The organism is Olivibacter sp. EAT-5, from assembly GCF_044784325.1.
Classification (GTDB): Bacteria; Bacteroidota; Bacteroidia; order Sphingobacteriales; family Sphingobacteriaceae; genus Olivibacter; species Olivibacter oleidegradans.
Genome location: NZ_CP173028.1, coordinates 2,988,526 through 3,008,596 on the forward strand (window position 1 = coordinate 2,988,526; position 20,071 = coordinate 3,008,596).

10 protein-coding genes are annotated in these 20,071 nt (G+C 42.9%); all 10 read left to right on the forward strand.

Annotated elements, in window-relative coordinates; all coding sequences use genetic code 11:
• Positions 1–654 precede the first annotated feature (654 nt).
• The 10 genes from ACH11B_RS12370 (at position 655) to ACH11B_RS12415 (ending at position 20,028) form a co-directional block, all read left to right on the forward strand.
• Positions 655–2,223 carry a sodium:solute symporter gene (locus ACH11B_RS12370; RefSeq protein WP_246860253.1) on the forward strand — a complete coding sequence of 523 codons (1,569 nt, stop codon included), beginning with the start codon at positions 655–657 and terminating at the stop codon, positions 2,221–2,223.
• A gap of 388 nt (positions 2,224–2,611) precedes the next feature.
• The gene (locus ACH11B_RS12375; RefSeq protein WP_013665576.1) at positions 2,612–3,553 is read left to right on the forward strand and encodes a dihydrodipicolinate synthase family protein; all 942 of its coding nucleotides are present in this window, start codon (positions 2,612–2,614) and stop codon (positions 3,551–3,553) included.
• 31 nt (positions 3,554–3,584) lie between these two features.
• Positions 3,585–5,147 carry an MGH1-like glycoside hydrolase domain-containing protein gene (locus ACH11B_RS12380; RefSeq protein WP_013665577.1) on the forward strand — a complete coding sequence of 521 codons (1,563 nt, stop codon included), beginning with the start codon at positions 3,585–3,587 and terminating at the stop codon, positions 5,145–5,147.
• A gap of 3 nt (positions 5,148–5,150) precedes the next feature.
• Positions 5,151–6,704, forward strand: coding sequence for a glycoside hydrolase family 28 protein (locus tag ACH11B_RS12385; protein ID WP_377612483.1), 1,554 nt, complete (start codon positions 5,151–5,153; stop codon positions 6,702–6,704).
• A complete protein-coding gene (locus tag ACH11B_RS12390; RefSeq protein ID WP_377612481.1) occupies positions 6,701–9,532 on the forward strand; it encodes a glycosyl hydrolase family 95 catalytic domain-containing protein in 2,832 nt (943 codons plus the stop codon). Before ACH11B_RS12385 ends, ACH11B_RS12390 begins: the two co-directional genes overlap by 4 nt.
• A gap of 122 nt (positions 9,533–9,654) precedes the next feature.
• Positions 9,655–13,191: a malectin domain-containing carbohydrate-binding protein gene (locus ACH11B_RS12395; protein WP_377612479.1), complete on the forward strand. Its 3,537-nt coding sequence runs from the start codon at positions 9,655–9,657 to the stop codon at positions 13,189–13,191.
• Positions 13,192–13,473: 282 nt separating this feature from the next.
• Positions 13,474–14,145 carry a DUF3826 domain-containing protein gene (locus ACH11B_RS12400; RefSeq protein ID WP_377612477.1) on the forward strand — a complete coding sequence of 224 codons (672 nt, stop codon included), beginning with the start codon at positions 13,474–13,476 and terminating at the stop codon, positions 14,143–14,145.
• Between the two features lie 50 nt (positions 14,146–14,195).
• Entirely contained in the window at positions 14,196–17,612 is a 3,417-nt protein-coding gene (locus tag ACH11B_RS12405; RefSeq protein WP_377612475.1) for a SusC/RagA family TonB-linked outer membrane protein, read from the forward strand.
• Positions 17,613–17,632: 20 nt separating this feature from the next.
• Complete coding sequence (locus ACH11B_RS12410; protein WP_130856429.1) at positions 17,633–19,591, forward strand: RagB/SusD family nutrient uptake outer membrane protein; 1,959 nt, start codon at positions 17,633–17,635, stop codon at positions 19,589–19,591.
• A 41-nt stretch (positions 19,592–19,632) separates the two neighbouring features.
• Positions 19,633–20,028 carry a hypothetical protein gene (locus ACH11B_RS12415; protein ID WP_377612473.1) on the forward strand — a complete coding sequence of 132 codons (396 nt, stop codon included), beginning with the start codon at positions 19,633–19,635 and terminating at the stop codon, positions 20,026–20,028.
• Positions 20,029–20,071 lie beyond the last annotated feature (43 nt).

The following is a 20,071-nucleotide window of genomic DNA, read 5'->3' on the forward strand; positions in this document are numbered from 1 at the left end:
TTGCTTTCGTGGAATTCGGATAGTAATATTCAATCGAATGTTAAGATTAAAAGAACGATTATTTTAACTTCTTTCTTTCTCCGCGAAAGAAAAGAAGCAAAGAAAGCTCGCCGCTTCAAAATTTACAGGAATGGTAGTGCCTCCTAGTGCTAGCTGTAAATTTTGGAGGCGGCATTTTTTTAGAACGGAGAGTCTTTACTTTTAACCGGACGAATTAGCTCTATCTTTCACCAGAGGGCATGTGCGTGGGAAGAACGGCCTTGTGGGACACCGACGCCGTTTTTCTCTCGCACAGTGCTAAATTGAGGGCTGAAGAAATGATACGTCCGGTTAAGAGCATCAATCGTTGGCCTTGGAAAATGTCGCCTAGGAAATTTGCGGTTTGCACGTTGATGCACTATCGTTTAAAGCAAAGTTCCAAGCGACGAGTCTTTGGTTACTTTCTGCGGAAGAAAGTGACAAAAATAATCGTTCTTTTCTTTATTGCAATTGTCTAGGGTTTTCGGAAGAAAAAGCGTTACTTGATAATTTCATATAGAAAAAAGCTAAGAATGTTGAAGAACAAAACGTCAAAAAGCTTCACTTTTGTAACTTGTCCTTACCTTTATGACTTAGTCACTTCGGTGGTGACGAGATGGGTACTAACTAATTACAATGATGCAAAACCTTCCGATTATAGATTTGGTAATCATCGCCTTTTATTTGTTAGCTATGGTATTGGTTGGCGTTTGGTTTTCGAGAAAGAACAAAAATGCTGAACAGTTCACAAAAGCGGCTGGGTTAATTCCCGGTTGGGCGATCGGTTTATCTATATATGCAACTTTTTTAAGTAGTAATACCTTTTTGGGAGTGCCTGGAAAAGCCTTCGGTAGTAATTGGAACTCCTTTGTGTTTAGTCTGTCAATGCCATTGGCTGCTTGGATTGCTGTTAAGTACTTTGTTCCGTTCTATCGCAGCTCGGGAGAAGTATCCGCCTATACGCATTTGGAGCATCGTTTTGGGCCTTGGGCAAGAACTTATGCCGTGGTTTGTTTTCTGCTAACACAACTTGCTCGGATGGGCTCCGTATTTTTTGGCATTGCGCTCAGTTTGCAAGCACTTACGGGCTACTCAATGGAAGCTATTATGTTAGTTACGGGTATTTGTATTATCATCTATACGGTTATGGGTGGGATAGAAGCTGTTATATGGACAGAAGTGGTACAGGGCGTAATTAAAACACTTGGAGCCGTATTGATTATTTATTTGATTGTTTCCAATATGCCAGGGGGAATCCCCAAGATTGTGGAGATTGGCCAAACCAATAGCAAGTTTAGTTTAGGTAGCTTCGCTCCCGATTTTACAAATTCGACATTTTGGGTGGTACTGCTGTATGGTTTTTTTATAAACCTAAATAACTTTGGGATGGACCAAAATTATGTACAGCGTTATCATACGGCATCGTCGCCTCGTGAAGCCAGTAAATCCGTTTGGTTGTGTGTTTGGATCTATCTTCCGGCATCTCTGTTGTTTTTTATTATTGGAGCATGCTTGTTTGCTTATTATGAGATTAATCCAGCGCTAATTGAACCGATAAAATTGCAAGTTGCTGCAGAACGTTTGGGTGCAGCGGCGTCATCCCACGACCTGTCAGCATTGGCTGCCACTTTAACACCGGCAGATTATGGGGATAAAGTAATGCCCCATTTTATGGTAACTAAAATTCCGACGGGGCTGATAGGCCTCATAGTTTCGGCTATTTTATCAGCGGCCATGAGCACGATCAGTTCGGGAATGAATGCTTCGGCGACTGTTTTTTCGGTAGATATTTATCAACGGTATATAAGGAAAGATCAAGATGATAAACAAACCTTACGTTTATTGCACGTGGCTACGGTTGTTTTTGGTCTGCTAGGAATGGGGACTGGAATTATGATGATCGGTGTAAAAAGCATTTTAGACATCTGGTGGCAACTATCGGGAATATTTGCAGGAGGTATGTTGGGCCTCTTTTTATTGGGAATTCTAAATAAGCATGCCGGAAACAGTGACGCGATTCTGGCAACCATTGTAGGCATACTGGTAATTATCTGGACGAGTCTCTCGTATTTAATTCCGGCAGATTATCCTTATCTCAAAAGCACCTTGCACGCTAATATGATCATTGTTGTTGGCACATTGACGATCTATTTGGTAGGGACGTTCGCTGCTTATCTTCGTGGAAAGGAGGGAGTCGTTAATTAGCCAATTAGTTAATTAGCCAATGTGATAATGAGAGGCTAGTGCGACCGAAAGCAGATAACTGATTGCAGAAAGCTTGATAATTAGCCAATGGTTAAAAAGTTGAGTAGTTGAGTAGTTAAGTAGTGATGAATTATAAATGATGAACGATGAATAGCTTATAGCTTATAGCTTACGGCTTAAGGCTTATTGCTTATTGCCTATAGCTTACAGCTTATTGCCTCATACGCTAATATCCTATAATTTACAGCAAACATATTATAAGAAACATCTTTAAAGCGGGAATAACTTTGCTATTGTTCTAACCATTTATTTGCATCTTGTTATGAATGCTGAAGAACTCATATTAAGGTCGCAAATCGGATAGCCAAAAAAGAACTAATCTATAGAAATGAAACAGAAAGAAAAGGGATTTATCCCCGTTATGCTTACGCCTTATCTCGAGAATGGGGAGATAGATTTTGAGGGGCTTCGCCAGCTAACGGAATTTTATATATCGGCTGGCGCGTCGGGTCTTTTCGCGAACTGCCAGTCGAGTGAAATGTTTGAACTTTCTGCAGAAGAAAGTTTACGGGTTATTCGGGCGGTGGTAGAACAGGTAGATGAACGAATTCCGGTCGTGGCAGCCAGTTCTGTTAAAGGGAATATTGCTGTCCAAGCAGATTTTGTTCGCCAGGTATATTCGTTAGGCGTAGATGCCGTCATTCTGATAACAGGTTTAATTGCTGCTGAAGACGAAAGCGACGCTGTGTTCGAGGAACGTATATTTGAACTGTTTGAATTAACCGAGAACATTCCATTAGGCTTTTACGAATGCCCTGAACCCTATAAACGTGTCCTTCATCCTGATCAATTGGGGCGCTTTGTTGCTTCCGGAAGGATTATCTATCACAAAGATACTTGTTTGGATATTAAACAAATTCAATCTAAACTGGCTCAGGTTAAAAATCCTGACTTCGGCTTATATGACGCTTACATGGTACATGCTGTTGAATCGCTAAAAGCAGGTGCTGCCGGTTTGTCCTGTATACAGGGTAATTATTTCCCCGAGTTGATTGTTTGGCTATGTCAGCATTGCAATGATTCTGGTTTTTCAGAACAAATGGCGTTAGTGCAGCAGTTTCTAACCGACAATATGGATGTTATGCATCATGTATATCCTATTGTTGCAAAATATTTTTTACAAAAAAGGGGATTAAATATATCCTTGTATAGTCGGAGAAAAGCTGGAAACTTCGATGCGCAAGTTAAATTGGCAATCGATAAACTATACAAAGATTATACGATATTAGCTAAGCAACTCGATATTCCTACCGATATTGCTTTGAGCTGAACATAGCGTGATCAAAACGAAAATAATGCGAATGATGATACTGAAACGAAGAGATAGATATACACTGTTGTTGCTTTTATTCTGCGTCGGTTTGGGCTTTTCGTCTTTTGGACAAGCCAAACCTTTCGTGTTGACAACGGAAGCTTTAAAACGAGACGTGGCATATTTTAATAGCATTGATAGTGAAGCAGTCGTCAACTTCGTGTCCAATAGCCAATCGTTTGAATGGTTGGCGAAAAATATTCCCCTATTTGAATGTCCTGACTCAGCCATTCAACAAATATATAATTATCGGTGGTGGAGTTTTAGAAAGCACTTAAAGGAAACACCCCATGGCTTCATTTTTACGGAATTTATTGAACCGGTTAAACACGAGGGAAAATATGGTGCGATCAGTTGTGCATTGGGGCATCATATCTATGAGGGAAGGTGGCTTAGAAATCAAGAATATATCAAACAATATATCGATTTCTGGTTGATCAAAGAACCAACATTTAAACCTTCAAAATTTCATTCCTTTAGTAGCTGGTTGAGTGATGCTGTGTATAATTTATACCTGGTGCAACAAAATAAAGAGCAATTGGTGAAATGGCTACCGTTATTGGATAAAGACTATGAACGTTGGGAAAGCGAACGTCAATTGCCCAGCGGACTATTCTGGCAGTATGATGTAAAAGACGGGATGGAAGAATCCGTAAGTGGGGGAAGAAGAGTACAAAATAGGCGACCAAGCATCAATAGCTATATGTTTGGCAATGCCCAAGCCTTATCAAAAATGGGTAAACTGTTCCAAATAGATAGTTTAGTTGATAAATATAATCGCAAAGCAAGTATACTTGAAAAGTTGGTGGTTGACAGCCTTTGGGGCTCCGAAGGTAATTTTTTCCGTACACGTCATCCGGATGGTCAACTTGCCGCACGCGAGGCCATTGGATTTATTCCCTGGTACTTTAACCTGCCCCCCGATCAAGTCGAGTTTGCGAAAGCTTGGCTACAACTTACCGATACTGCAGGTTTCCAGGCGCCTTGGGGTTTAACCACCGCCGAGCGAAGAGAGCCTACTTTCCGTACACGTGGTACCGGACATAGTTGCGAGTGGGACGGCGCCATCTGGCCTTTTGCCACTACCCAGACGCTGAAAGGACTGGCAAATTTGCTCACGAATTATAGAAATCGCGATGGCATAGATCGTAAGCTATTCTATGAAAAGCTGCATCAATATGCGCGCTCGCATCAAAAAAATGGGAAACCATATATTGGCGAGTATCAGGATGAGAAAACCGGATACTGGTTAAAAGGAGATAATCCGCGGAGCACTTTTTATAACCACTCCGGATTTTGTGATTTAGTGATTAATGATCTTATAGGCTTAAAGCCGGGAAGTACGAATCACCTAAGCATTAAACCACTTGTACCGGATACATGGGATTGGTTTTGTTTGGATAACCTCGTCTATCATGGTCGAACATTAACCGTTTTATGGGATAAAACCGGCAAAAAATATGGCAAAGGCAAAGGACTTATCTTGTTCGTAGATGGCAAACGTGTTGCCTCCGGCAAAAGCCTGGGCGAACTGACCGCTAAAATCAATTAAAAAATGCGCAGCTTATATCTTTTACTTTTTTGTACATTATTTTCTTTCGTTGCACAAGCACAATTGGCGTTGAATGTATTGGATTTCGGCGCGAAAAGCGATAGCTCGGCATTAGCCACTACGGCGATTAAAGAAGCGATAGCAAAAGCCTCACAAGCCGGTGGTGGCACCATTTATTTTCCCGCGGGAACCTATCTTACCGGTCCTATCCACTTAAAAAGCAATATTACCCTTTTCATTGAAGCAGGTGCAGAACTTTGTTTTAGTGATAATTTCGACCATTACTTACCCATGGTGCCAAGCCGGTGGGAGGGAACCATGGTTGCCAATTTTTCCCCTTTCATTTACGCGTATGAAGCAGAGAATATCCGCATTACCGGAAGAGGAACGCTTAATGGGAATGGAAAGAAATGGTGGGCTTACTCTGAAGTTCATGTAAAGAACTCGCCCGAATCAAAATGGCAGAAAGAATTTCATAAGTTGAATAAGAATGTACTGCATCCGGATTTACCAGGGTGGGTGGAACGTGGTTTTTTGAGGCCTCCCTTTATCCAACCCATGTATTGTAAAAACGTGCGCATAGATGGTATTACCATCAAAAACTCGCCATTTTGGACGGTCAATCCCGAGTTTTGTGATAACGTAACGATCGATGGAGTTACCATTAATAATCCCCCATCGCCTAACACCGACGGTATTAACCCCGAGTCGTGCAGCAATGTCCATATATCCAACTGCCACATTAGCGTTGGCGATGATTGCATTACGATTAAGTCAGGAAAAGACCGTTCAGGAAGGAAAGAAGCTCGTCCCGCTGAAAATTATACCATCACCAACTGTACCATGCTATCAGGTCACGGAGGTGTTGTCATAGGCAGCGAGATGTCGGGTGACGTAAAAAAGATCGTCATTTCGAATTGTATTTTCGATGGTACGGATCGTGGTATCCGCATAAAAACAGCGCGCGGAAGAGGAGGTGTTGTTGAGGATATCCAAGTAAGTAATATCGTCATGAATAACATCAAACAGCAAGCCATTGTGCTGGATATGCAGTATGCCAAAACGGATAGGGAGCCGGTCTCCGAACGAACTCCTAGGTTTAGAAATATCCACTTGAGTAACATTACTGCGCAAGGTGAGCAGGCGGGCTATTTAAATGGACTGGAAGAGATGCCTATTGAAAATGTATCGTTCAGCAATATGGTGATGGAAACAAAAACAGGTTTCGATATCCGGGCGTCGAAAGGCATTGTGTTCTCCAATGTATCCGTTAATCCCTCCACCGGACCGGCAATTGCTGCTACCAATGTTAGCGGTTTACAGATCAATGGGTTGCGGACCGCTGCCGGTTTTAGCGGTAGCGCAACATTGAAATTCAATAATGTAAAACGTGCTTTTATTGCCAATTGTTTGATCATGGAACCCATTAAGACATTTCTCGAAGCGAGCGGTAATGAGACGGAGGCTTTACTCTTGAAGGCGAATGACCTACGTCTTGTTCAAAACCCTTTATATATAAGCGATGCTCCTGAAAACGCCGTCACCCTAGAAAAATGAGCTGGATAAAACTATATCGATTCTTTTGCGTCTTTTGCTTTATTGTGTTCATAAGGGGAAATCTGTATGGACAGGATTTAACACTATGGTATCAGCATCCCGCTAATACCTGGACGGAAGCACTTCCCATTGGCAACGGAAAATTGGGTGCCATGGTATTTGGGGGGGTACAAGCGGATCGTATTCAATTTAATGAATCCTCGTTATGGACGGGTGGTCCCAGAAACTATAATCAACCCGGCGCAAAGAATTATCTCGGCGAGATTAGAAAGCTATTATCTGAAGGAAAGCAGCAAGCTGCGGAAGAGCTGGCTGGGCATCATTTCATGGGAACTAAGTCTATTTCCGATCCACCCGAACCTTGGCTAACGGCCGTAAGAGCAATTGAGCAACAGCCTAAAAATCCTTCACAAGAACATTTTGAGGATAAGACATGGAGAGAAATGCGTGTCCCGTCGCGAGACGGTTGGGAAAAGGAAGGTTTTCAGGGACTTGATGGCGCCGTTTGGCTCCGGACTACTTTCACCGTTCCGAAAGAATGGATCGGGCGGGAATTAGTTGTAGACTTGGGGAAAATACGGGATCAGGATTTTACCTATATTAACGGTAAATTGATCGGCACTACTCATGATGCAAATCAAGGAAGGCTATATACCATTCCCAAAGATTTAGTAAAAGCACAAAATCAAATTGCCATCCAGGTGATCAATTACGATGACAAAGGTGGTTTGGTAGGCTATAAAGATTCCAGTCGGAAATTAAGCGTATTTCTAAAGGAAAATACGGCAGATGAATCAGTTTATTTAACGGATACGTGGAAATACTGGATACAAAACGATGAAGCACCTCGGGTAGGAAAATACCAGGAGTCATATCAGCCATTCGGTGATTTGCTGCTGGATTTTAGAGCTCAGGCACCGTTTAGCAATTACAAACGCACACTTGATGTAGAGCAAGCGATTTGCAAAACAAGTTACGTACAGAATGGTGTGTCTTTCGAACGAACCTATTTCTCCAGTGCACCCGATGCGTGTTTAGCAATTCACTTAACAGCTGATCGACCTCGGCAAATTAGTTTTGATGCATCCTTAGCGTCTCCCCATAAGACTTATAACGTGGAAAAAGTTGACGATTCCACCATTCGGATTTCGGTTCAGGTTAAACAAGGAGTTCTAAGAGGCGTAGGATTTTTGCATGTAAGGCATGAAGGAGGAGAACTCCATGTCGGAGACGGAAAAATTAAAATATTGGGTGCTAATCAAGCAACCTTATTCCTAACGGCGGCCACAAATTATAAAAGCTATAACGACGTGTCGGGTGATGCTGAGGAGATTGCCAAATTGCAACTAAACAGGGTCAAAAATAAACCGTACGACACGATACGACTGGCGCATATACACGACTATCAACAATATTTTACCAAATTTTCTTTAAAGTTTGAAGCGGACAAAACTTCAAACTCACTCCCTACTGATCAACGGATTGCACAGTTTGTAAAATCGCGTGACCCGAATTTATTGGCCTTATTTGTCCAATATGGAAGGTACTTGTTGATATCCAGTTCGAGATCCGGTGGATTGGCGCCTAATTTGCAAGGCATATGGAACGATTTACTGACACCACCTTGGGGAAGTAAATACACCACCAATATCAACGCGGAAATGAATTATTGGTTAGCGGAGAATACCAATCTTTCTGAGCTGCAAGAGCCCCTTTTTCAAATGATTAAGGAGCTTAGCGTTGTAGGGCAGAAGACGGCAAAAACGTATTATGATGCACCAGGTTGGGTGCTACATCATAATACAGACCTATGGCGCGGAACCGCTCCAATTAATAATCCTAATCACGGAATATGGGTAACTGGCGGAGCATGGCTCTGTCAACATTTATGGGAGCATTTTCTTTATACGCAAGATGAAAGTTTTCTACGTGAGCAAGCTTATCCCATTATGAAAGCTTCGGCTTTGTTTTTTGATCATTTTTTGGTTAGCGATCCAAAAACCGGGTGGCTGATTAGTACGCCATCAAATTCTCCGGAACAAGGAGGCTTGGTGGCGGGGCCAACCATGGATCATCAGCTAATCAGGCAATTGTTTAGAAATGTCGCTTCCGCTGCTGTGATTCTTGATATAGATAAGGAATTTGTACAAAGGTTATCGGAAAAAAGCCAAAAAATCGCTCCCAATCAAATAGGAAAACATGGACAGTTGCAAGAGTGGTTGGAAGACATAGATGATCCTGATAATAAGCACCGGCATGTTTCGCATCTTTGGGCGGTGTATCCGGGTAGCGAAATTAACTGGCAAGACAGTCCTAAATTAATGAATGCCGCTAAAAAATCATTGATTTTTAGAGGTGATGGCGGGACAGGGTGGAGTTTGGCATGGAAGATCAACCTTTGGGCCCGTTTTAAAGATGCGGAGCACGCTTATAAAATGGTCAGCCGATTGCTGAGTCCGGAGGAAGCAGGAGGGGGTGTTTATCCTAATCTTTTCGACGCACATCCTCCCTTTCAAATCGATGGCAATTTTGGAGGTGCAGCCGGTGTGGCGGAAATGCTTTTGCAGAGCCACCTCGGTAGCATTGATATTCTTCCGGCATTACCAAAAGCGCTGTACGCAGGTGCTGTTAAAGGAATTCGTGCAAGGGGCGGTTTCGAATTGAGCTATCAATGGCAAAATGGACTATTGACCCATTTGGAAGTGTTCTCGCACGCAGGCGGGAAGTGCTCCCTTCGATATCGAGACAAAGAAATCCAATTTCAAACTGAAAAAGGACAAACATATTATTTGGATAGCAGTCTAAAACTCAATAGAAACTCCAAATGAAGATTTAATTGTTGGTGCAATGTTGGTGAAGACCGTCACAGGCTTAGCGATCTAAGCCTGCCGACGTGTCTCTTTGCAAAGAACCAATGTAGAGTTCGCCAAATCATGAAACGATTTTAACAATGCAAAAGATTAGACTGGGACTTTTCTGGATAGGTATATGCTTTAACTTATATGCGCTTGCGCAAGAGCCGCGTAAGCAGTATGACTTAACGGATAATTGGGTGAGTACCATGCATGAAACCGATTCGTTGGCCTTTAGCGGCTTTGAAAAAGACGGATATAACTCGGTAGATTGGCTTTCTGTGCAGGTGCCACATAATTGGGATACTTATGCCGGCTATCGCCGACTACTTCATGGCAATACACATGGTTATGCTTGGTATAGAAAAAAGTTTCGAGTTGAAAACGAAGGTAAGGATAAGCGTTATTTTCTTTATTTTGAGGGCGTGGGAGCTTACGCAACGGTATGGTTAAATGGTAAGAAAATAGGATATCACGCAGGTGGCCGCACTACCTTTACATTAGACATCACAGACGCAGTGCGATTTGACAAAGATAATATTCTTGCTGTAAGAGCAGACCATCCGGCTGCTATACGGGATTTGCCATGGGTATGTGGTGGCTGCTCGGAAGAACGTGGCTTCTCCGAGGGCTCGCAACCCTTGGGAATCTTTAGACCGGTGCATTTATATGTGACAGATCCCGTTCGCATTGAACCTTTTGGTGTGCATATATGGAATGATACCACCGTTACTTCCAAATACGCGAAGCTGTTTTTAAACACGAGCTTTAAAAATTATGGTGGGGAAGCAAAAAACGCAGTGATTATGCAACAGATAAAAGATCAGGGAGGAAATGTAATTGCAGAAGAGCGTCAACAAAGAACAATTGCCGGTGAGAGCACCGAAGAAATCCGGCAACAACTTGAGCTGAAGAACTTCGTCCGTCTATGGTCGCCCCAAGATCCTTATCTCTATACGATTACCTCACAAATAAGTATCGATGGTAAAGTTGTGGATCAGGTAGAAACATCTTATGGCATTCGCTGGATAAGCTGGCCAATAGATCGAAAAGGAAGTGATAAACGTTTTTTTATTAATGGTAAGCCTTTTTTTATTAATGGAATCGCTGAGTATGAACACATGTTGGGGGGAAGTCATGCTTTCAGCAATGAACAAATAGATGCCCGTGTTAATCAAATCCTAGCGGGGGGCTTCAATGCTTTTCGGGACGCGCACCAACCACATAATCTGCGTTATCAGGAACACTGGGATCGTTTGGGGATACTGAGTTGGACCCAAATGGCGGCACATATTTGGTTTAACAACGATTCATTTAAGGCGAATTTTAAAAAGTTACTCACCGACTGGGTTATCGAGCGGAGAAATAGTCCGTCTGTAATTTTATGGGGCCTGGAAAACGAAAGTACATTACCGGAAGCCTTTGCTCGGGAATGTACCGAACTGATCCGGAATTTAGACCCTACTACCTCTTCACAAAGAAAGGTAACTACCTGTAACGGTGGAAGTGGAACGGATTGGGATGTGCCCCAAAATTGGACCGGAACTTATGGTGGTGATCCCGAGGTGTACGACCAAGATTTAAAAAGGCAAATTTTAGTAGGGGAATATGGTGCCTGGCGTACCATCGACTTTCATGCCGAAAAACCGTTTACGAAAACGAGCGCCAATACAGAAGACCGAATGCGTGAGTTAATGGAAACCAAAGTAAGACTTGCCGATAAGGTGAAGGACAGTGTTGCGGGTCATTTCTTTTGGCTATTCAATTCCCACGATAATCCCGGTAGAGTGCAGGGAGGCGAAGGAATCCGAGAGCTAGATCGTATTGGCCCCGTAAACTACAAAGGGCTCTTCACGCCCTGGGATGAACCTACAGATGCTTATTATATGTATCGGGCAAACTTTGTAGATCCGCGAAAGTCGCCGATGGTCTATATTGTTTCGCATACCTGGCCCAATCGTTGGGAAAGTCCCGGAGAAAAAAATGACATCACTGTTTATTCGAATTGTGACGAAGTTGAACTTTTTAATGATGTGAACGGATCGTCACTAGGAAGAAAGAAAAGGGAGGGAATGGGCAAGCCATTTGTGTGGAATAAGGTGCCGATTATGTTTAATGTATTGCATGCAAAGGCTTATGTAAAAGATAAAGTAGTTGCGGAAGATCTCATTGTTTTACAGGGCTTACCGCAAGCGCCCGCCTTTAATCGCTTGTATACAGATGATGAAAAAGTAAAAGACACGAACGGGTACAAATATATTTACCGAGTAAACTGCGGGGGACCAAGGTATGTAGACCAACAAGGACATGTTTGGGAAGCTGACCGCCCATTAACGGCTGATGACAGTTGGGGATCTTCTTCCTGGACCAACGGTTTTGATAATTTGCCTGCGACTTTTGCAAGTCAGCGGCGTACTTTTGACCCCATAAAAGGGACCCGCAATTGGTCGCTTCTGCAAACCTTTCGATACGGGAAAGAAAAATTGGGTTTTCAATTTCCCGTGCCGGACGGGGATTACCTAGTGGAACTGTATTTTATCGAACCTTGGTTTGGCACCGGAGGAGGGATGGATTGCAAAGGATGGCGTTTATTCGATATCGCCATCAATGGTGCTATTGTGGATAGCAATGTTGATATATGGAACGAAGTAGGGCATGACCAGGTATTGAAGAGAACGTATGCAGCAAAAGCAAAGAACGGACGCATTGTCATTAACTTTCCAAGGATAGCAGCTGGCCAGGCGTTGGTTTCAGCTATCGCCATCGCTGCGAAGGAAAAAATAAAAGCAGCTGCACCTTCACCACTTCTTATTCAGCAAGCAAGATTTGATCCTGATTCTGTAGATTTGTCGCCATCAACTTGGCTTGACATCGGAGACGAAGTCTTTTCCGGAAAAACCGACTATTTTACGGTAATTCCGCCAGCGCTATTTGGCGCTACCTGGCTGCGCTTTCCTGCCAATCTGACGGGCCAACAAAAGTCGCTTTCCTTTAATGTATCGAAGGATGTTGACGTATATGTTCTGCTACCAAAAGATAACCGTAACGTTTACAATAGCTTAGCGGATTATGAAGATACACAAATGAAAATAGCAAGCGGAGGACCTACCCCGTCAATCTGGAAAATCTACCGAAAACGTTTTAAGGAGAATAGCTTTGTGCATCTTTCGTTTGGAAAAAATAATCCGCCATTAGCGCCCGTAATGGTTGTACCGGTAAGTAAGCTCCAATCAGCACATGATCTGAAAACGTCAATAACCTATAAGCCTAGCACCGCAACGCGTTCCCGTGGAACAACAGCTATCCGTTATTTGGAAAAGGAGGCGATCAAACTTCCTGCGAACGGACCCGCTCAGATTGATTGGACGATCAAGACGGGCGTAGCCGATACTTATAGTATCACCTTGAGGTATGCCAACACCCTAAAGCAGCCCATAAAGGGGAAATTGACGCTACGAACGTTAGATGGAAGCCTATTGCACGAAGAAAATACGCTTTTTACCCCTTCACGTGTTGGGAAGTGGAGTTATTCATACAGCAATACCGCTACCATGATCAATGCAGGGCAGTATGTTGTAACGCTGACACTGCCTCAATCGAACGGTTTAGTTATTTCAAATCTTGACATTCAATAACGAGTACATTTTGATGCTTTTATTAAGTCCTTTTTTCCGCAATCGATTCCGGTGATTTTGGATCTCAAGCTATGCTAACATCCTATAATAAGTAGATAATAATCGCTAAAAAATTACACAGGTAAGCGTTGATATTTGCATTACTAACCATAAGGAAATAGTACAAATTATAGATCTGTTCCACAAAATTAACAGTAAAAGGGAGAGTGAATAATTTTTTCCTTGTATAAAAAATGTCATAATAACACTACTGTTTTTTGGACTTTAACCAAATATATTACCATGAATGATTCTAAAAAATGTCTCAGAATATGCTCGGTTATCATGCTGTTCTTGGTGATCCTATTGCCAAAGCTGTATGCTTTTGAACAAGACGACTATACCCAAGTTATTACCAAAAGAGCACAGAAGATTGTTGACAAACTGAATTTAAATGACGCGAAACGTTTGGCGGTTCGGACGATTATTGTACGGCAATATCGCGATTTAAATACGATTCATACTGAATTGGAACAGAAAGAGCAATCCTATAAGGCAAGTTTAGCGAAAGAAGATGCTAAACTGCAATCAGAGAAAGCTTACGAGATTGCCCAAGCAAAACTAGTCAAACTTCACGGAAAGTACCTGAAGCGTTTGGGGAAGGAGCTCAATGAAGAACAGATTGAGCAGGTAAAAAATGAGATGACCTATAATGTGTTACCGATTACCTATAAAGGCTATCTTGATATGCTTCCCAGTTTAACGGAGACACAAAAAGCACAGATTCTCGGCTATCTTACCGAAGCAAGGGAAAAGGCAATGGATGCAGGTTCATCAGAAGCCAAACATGCTTGGTTTGGTAAATACAAGGGGAAAATCAATAACTATTTATCAAAGGAAGGCGTGGAGACCAAGATTGCCAGACAAGTATGGGAGAAAAAACTAAAAGAAAAACAACAGAGCCAACGAAATTAGGATTAAACTGATTTCGCCTTAAACTAACCGAAAATACATAACCAAACCTTATGAACGTACTATTAAAAAAAACAGTTATTGCCGCGAGCAAATTTGTTTTGTGGGCGCTGGTAGGTTGTAGCATCTTAACTATATCAAAATCGTGGGGTGCATCAACAGCAAAGACGTCTAAGGTCGCAAATAGCGCGACGGCAGCACGGATCAACATTCAGGGAACCGTAAAAAATGAAAAGGGAGAGCCTCTTCCCGGTGTAAGCATCAAGTTAAAGGGGAGCAAAACCACTAGCACGACTGACCAGAACGGTGTTTTTCGAATGAACTTACCCACAGGGAATGAAGTTTTGATTTTCAGCTATGTGGGATACAAATCGAAGGAAGTGGCGTTGGGTGGCCAGCGCTCAATCGAAGTCATTCTACAGGAAGATAATAGCGCATTAGATGAAGTAGTTGTAGTAGGGTACGGTTCGCAGCGAGCTAAAGATGTGACCGGGGCGATCGTTTCAGTGGACGTTAAGAAACTTGCTGATATACCCGTTGCCTCAGTTTCTGAATCACTAAGAGGGCAGGTTCCCGGATTGAATGTTACGGGAGGCAGTACCCGACCCGGAGCCATGGCTACCTTAAGTGTCCGGCAACAATTTAATTGGGGCAAAGATGGCGGAAATGACTATCCATTGATCATCATTGACGATGTGATTCAGGTGGATCCGCAAAATGGCAAGCCTTCTATGGAACGGTTCAATATGCTCGATGTTTCAGAAATTGAAAGTATAACGGTATTAAAAGACGCCAGCGCTGCCATCTATGGCTCCCGTGCATCCCAAGGGGCCATTGTTGTAAAGACAAAAAGAGGCCAAGTGGGCGCGCCGCGGATTTCCTATAGCGCTAAGTTTCAAACAAACGATGCCGTAAGCCATGAGAAAGTAATGAACGCTCGGCAATATGGGGAATTTGCCAATAAGTTTGGCAGGGCGCTCGGTTGGAACGACAATTACTTTTACTCGGATGCAGAGCTTTCGCAAATGGAATCACTGAATTACGATTGGTTGGCGAACGATTGGCGAGCTGCCCACACCATGCAGCACTCATTGGACGTTAGCGGAGGCTCTGAAAAAGCAACCTATTATACAGGCGCTTCTTACTATACACAGGGTGCCAATCTGGGATCGCAGGACTTTAATAGGTGGACTTTCAGGGCGGGTACCGAAGTGAAGGTAGCGAGTGATTTACGCTTGAGCGCTACATTGGCCGCAGCTAATACTAATTTAGAGCGCTCCTTTACAAAGATCAATTTTAGCGACGGATATGCTGTCGGTGGTGAACAGAATGATTATAGCGTATTACTGCATATGCCTAAATACATTCCGTGGATGTATAATATAAACGGCGTCGACCAGTATGTCTCTCCTGCGTTAGGGCCCAATAAGTTGGGAAATGTATCGGGCAATAATTCCCTAAGTAATTGGAACTATTATGATATGTTGAATAATGGTTCCAAGACCACCAATAAGGATTTTAATTATAATGCCAATTTCTCTTTGCAATACGATGTGCCTTTCCTAAAAGGACTCTCGTTCAAATTTAATTATGGAATTATTCAATCGTCAGGCAATACAGAGCAGGTTCAGATGCCGCTATTGTTAGCACGGGCTCGTAACATTAATACGGCAGATAACCATTTATACTCTAGCACCACTCAATGGGATGATCCGGTACTTAATCGGGCCAATTCCCGCGTTACTTATGACAACACAACTTCCAAGAATGAACAGCTGAACTTCTTTGCCAATTATAACCAAAAATTTGGCGACCATGATATTGGTGCCATGTTCAGCGTTGAAAAAACAACCGCCGGATGGGAAGACCGGTACCAGATTTACGATAACCCAACGAGAGGAGTATATAACGGGACTTCTATATCTGCCGGAACCTTAAACACGTCTAACAGCATCACCTATCGTACAGAAAGTGGAACACTTTCTTATTTGGGACGTGTTAATTATAGCTATAAGAGCCGATATCTTTTACAATTTGTATTTCGTACCGATGCTTCCACAAAGTTTGCACCCGAGAATTACTGGGGCTTCTTCCCTGGCGTTTCTGCAGGTTGGGTTGTATCGGATGAGAATTGGTTCACAGAACATGTTGCCTGGATGAATTATTTGAAGGTGCGCGCTTCTGTCGGGATTACCGGAAATAACAATGTAAATCCATGGAAATGGACTCGGTTATATACAGCAGCGACCGATAAAGGAATGGCCTTTGGAAGTAACGGTGGAATGTATACGACCGGTATAACACCGGATGCTGACCCTAATCGGGACCTTCGTTGGGACCGCACCGTGCAGCGTAATTTCGGCTTAGACATGTCTTTTTTGAAGTCACAACTTAGCATGTCTCTTGATGGTTATTACAATACGACTACCGACATGTTAACGGATATGTCCGGAGCTATCGGAGTACCTATCTCTGTGGGAGGGGCCTTTGCTGAACAGAACTACGCAGGTGTAAAGGCTTGGGGAACCGAAGTATCGGTTACCTGGAAGAGCCATGTCAATGAGGTGAACTACTCCGTAGGTATGAACTTCGGTTTAGGTAATTACAAGACCACGCGATACTTCGATCAACCATTTGATTATCCCTCTGAAATGACTACGCGGCGCGCCGTGGGTAATACCGGATATGGCAATCCTGTTTGGGGATATAAAACATGGAAGCACACATCCGGAGGCGACGGTATGTTACGTACCGATGCAGACATTGATGCCTATTGGAACTATTTGACGGAAAATGCGAATAATTCGGGTATTGAGGGGGCTGAACCTAATTTTATGGGTATTACCGATAAATCGCAGATGAGAAAGGGAATGCTGGTATATGAGGATGTTCGAGGTGCATTGGATGAAAGTACACAGACCTACGGCGGTCCAAATGGCGTCATAGAAAAGGATTCCGGACAAGATTGGGAAATTCTGAAAAAGTCAAACATGACTTACGGCATCACCACCAATTTGACTGCGGGATGGAAAGGTATTTCGTTTCAAGCCCAAATTTCAACCTCCTGGGGAGGAGCCAACTACTTGGATTATGTCAAGCAAGGTACCAGCAGCACAAACGCGTTGTGGTCGCAGTCCATTTATCTGACCGATATGTACGATCCGGAAACGAATCCGAATGGTAAATATCCCAATATTGCCTATTACGATGATTTCGGTGGAACAAATTCCGACTTCTTCTTGCTTCCTACATTTAGAATGTTTGTCCGTAATTTGAGCATCGGCTATACCCTGCCAAAGAAGTGGTTGACAAAGGCAAAGGTAGATAATGTACGGATTTTTCTTTCGGGAAACAATCTTTGGGATTTATATAACCCCTACCCGAACAAATACCGTAATATGTATGATTCACCGGGCTTGGGTTATCCAACATTACGAACTTGGTCTTTGGGTATAAATTTAGGCTTATAACACACCATTATTTGATCATCATGAACAAGAAGATATTGATTTTTGCAATGACCGTACTTACAATAGTCGGATGCAAGAAAGATTTTTTGGAGGAAATGAAAAGTTACGATAAATACGACGACAGTATTTTTGAGAACGAACTCCAAACAGGTTGGTATATCGACCGGATGTATAACTATTATTTTGTGAGTTACCGAAACCCGCTACAGCAGGTAGTTGGATTGTATAAAGACGATCGGTCAAGAATGACAGAAGAAATAGGAGGCACGGTGGGCGACTATATCAATCCGACTAAGACTTTACAATTAGCCTCACAAGCCGACGGCTATTATGGTAACTCGGTAACGGCCAGTGTACAGAATAATCCCTACACTCGCATACGATTTGCAAACTTCCTGATCGGCAGAATCGACCAGTCGGGGCAAGGACTGTCAGACTCCTTTAAAAGATCCGCCAAAGGACAGATGTATTTCTTAAGGGCCCTACAGTACTTCGATCTTGTTAGGGTTTATGGAGGTGTACCTTTGGTAACTACTGTCCAAGAAAATAGTGCTACTGATGAAACCATTCGAGAGCCAAGAGCTACCTCGTCGGCATGTTTTGAGCAAATCGTGAAGGACTTGGATTCGGCGGCCGCACTGTTGCCGATGCGATGGGACGGCGAAGCAAACAACTATGGGCGACTTACCGCAGCAGGTGCACTGGCTATGAAAAGTCGTGTTCTATTGACGGCTGCCAGCCCATTGTTTAATAAAGATTGGGATAACCCGGCTAATGAACGTTGGCAAAAGGCCTTGGAAGCCAGCCTGGATGCAGAAACAAAATTGACCGGCGCAGGCTATGGATTATTTGGTTCAAATGCAAAGGATTGGGCGGAAATGACCTTTAGAAATGACAATTCGTTTAATCCGGAGGCATTGATGGTTTTTTTACTATCAAATACTTCCACCGGTTCCGCGGGCTATAATAACGGATGGGAAAATCAGGTTCGTCCAGCTTCTTATCGGGGAGGTGGAGGTCTGGCTGCGCCAAAAGAGATGCTCGATCTTTTTCCAATGGCCGATGGTTCGCGCCCTAATGCCGACAATTATGTAGACACCTTCTTCTTTGTAAACAGAGACCCTCGGTTCTATCGAACATTCGCTTTCTCCGGATCAAAATGGGGAATTAAGGGTAACGAAAATAAATCGACCTGGTTCTATAGATGGAAAGACAATGAAACATCTACCAAGGTGACCTATTATGCGAATGACCAAACCAATAGCCCTGCACTAGTTCGCAAAATGTCCGATCCTGCGGCAGATAGCACCGGCTTTGCTTTTTCCGGTACGGATATCTTTGAGTATCGTTATGCGGAGCTGTTGCTTAATATAGCAGAATGTTATGCTGCTCGAGGAGAGATTGGAAACGCGGTGAACTACCTGACCAAAATTCGTCAACGGGTTGGTATTCCCTCGGCGAATAATTACGGAATAGGCATGCCGACCTCTAAATACGCTGCTTTGGAGGCATGTTTATACGAACGAAGGGTAGAACTGGCTTATGAAGGAAAGCGCTTTTGGGATATACAACGTTGGATGCTTTATGATAATATCCAGGAAAGTGGCAATTCGGTACAGAAGCTAGGCTTGAGCCCGATAAATGGTACGAAACGTACAGGCTATTACTGGCAATCAAAAACCTTTGGTAGGGATCCGCTGACCAATGCCGATAGAAACATCCTGATTGATCCTGATGCTGCGAACTTTAATGAAGAAATCGCCAAGCTAAAGGCAATTTATCAAAACTACTTTGTGATGACACCATTAGACCAAGAATGGGATCGCGTAAACAATGCACCGGTTACCATCCTATTCCGTCCCAACTATTACCTATCCGGGCTTTCGGCAACGGTGTTGAGTAACAACTCTTGGCTGGCGCAGACAAAAGGCTGGTTGGATTATTCCGGGGCTAGTGGTACTTATGACTATCAGCAATAAGCTGTAATTGAATGTTATGTTTAACCTTTTATTAAATAAATATGAAAAAGCAACAAATGGTGAGAGGGTTGGTAATATTTAGCTTTATTTTACTCGCTAGTTTTAAGAGTAGTTATGCGCAGAATGTAGAGGTTCCTATTATTTTGCCCTACACAGGTAATTTCAACAATTGGATTATTACATTCACAAGTGGCAGTGACACTTATACTTTCGAAACAAATGATGACACCTTTGATTCGGGTATTTTAGGTACCCTACCTAAGGGTACTTATACGATTAATTTTAACAGTCCCTACTTTAGTTCTGAGAACTTTGATATTTTGGTTTACGATGGGTCAGATCTCACCGGACATGGTATAACCTCGTTTACAGATCTTACCTTATACAATGTTGTTATTGGTGATGAACCGCTTATTCAAATAGATGCCGGTTATTAAAATGCATCAAAACGACTGATAATAAGTTTCTTCTTTTTTGTAA

What these genes read in the sequence shown, in the direction of transcription:
- ACH11B_RS12370 (WP_246860253.1), top strand. Translation starts at nt 655, where the DNA reads ATGATGCAAAACCTTCCGATTATAGATTTGGTAATCATCGCCTTTTAT.
- ACH11B_RS12375 (WP_013665576.1), top strand. Translation starts at nt 2,612, where the DNA reads ATGAAACAGAAAGAAAAGGGATTTATCCCCGTTATGCTTACGCCTTAT.
- ACH11B_RS12380 (WP_013665577.1), top strand. Translation starts at nt 3,585, where the DNA reads ATGATGATACTGAAACGAAGAGATAGATATACACTGTTGTTGCTTTTA.
- ACH11B_RS12385 (WP_377612483.1), top strand. Translation starts at nt 5,151, where the DNA reads ATGCGCAGCTTATATCTTTTACTTTTTTGTACATTATTTTCTTTCGTT.
- ACH11B_RS12390 (WP_377612481.1), top strand. Translation starts at nt 6,701, where the DNA reads ATGAGCTGGATAAAACTATATCGATTCTTTTGCGTCTTTTGCTTTATT.
- ACH11B_RS12395 (WP_377612479.1), top strand. Translation starts at nt 9,655, where the DNA reads ATGCAAAAGATTAGACTGGGACTTTTCTGGATAGGTATATGCTTTAAC.
- ACH11B_RS12400 (WP_377612477.1), top strand. Translation starts at nt 13,474, where the DNA reads ATGAATGATTCTAAAAAATGTCTCAGAATATGCTCGGTTATCATGCTG.
- ACH11B_RS12405 (WP_377612475.1), top strand. Translation starts at nt 14,196, where the DNA reads ATGAACGTACTATTAAAAAAAACAGTTATTGCCGCGAGCAAATTTGTT.
- ACH11B_RS12410 (WP_130856429.1), top strand. Translation starts at nt 17,633, where the DNA reads ATGAACAAGAAGATATTGATTTTTGCAATGACCGTACTTACAATAGTC.
- ACH11B_RS12415 (WP_377612473.1), top strand. Translation starts at nt 19,633, where the DNA reads ATGAAAAAGCAACAAATGGTGAGAGGGTTGGTAATATTTAGCTTTATT.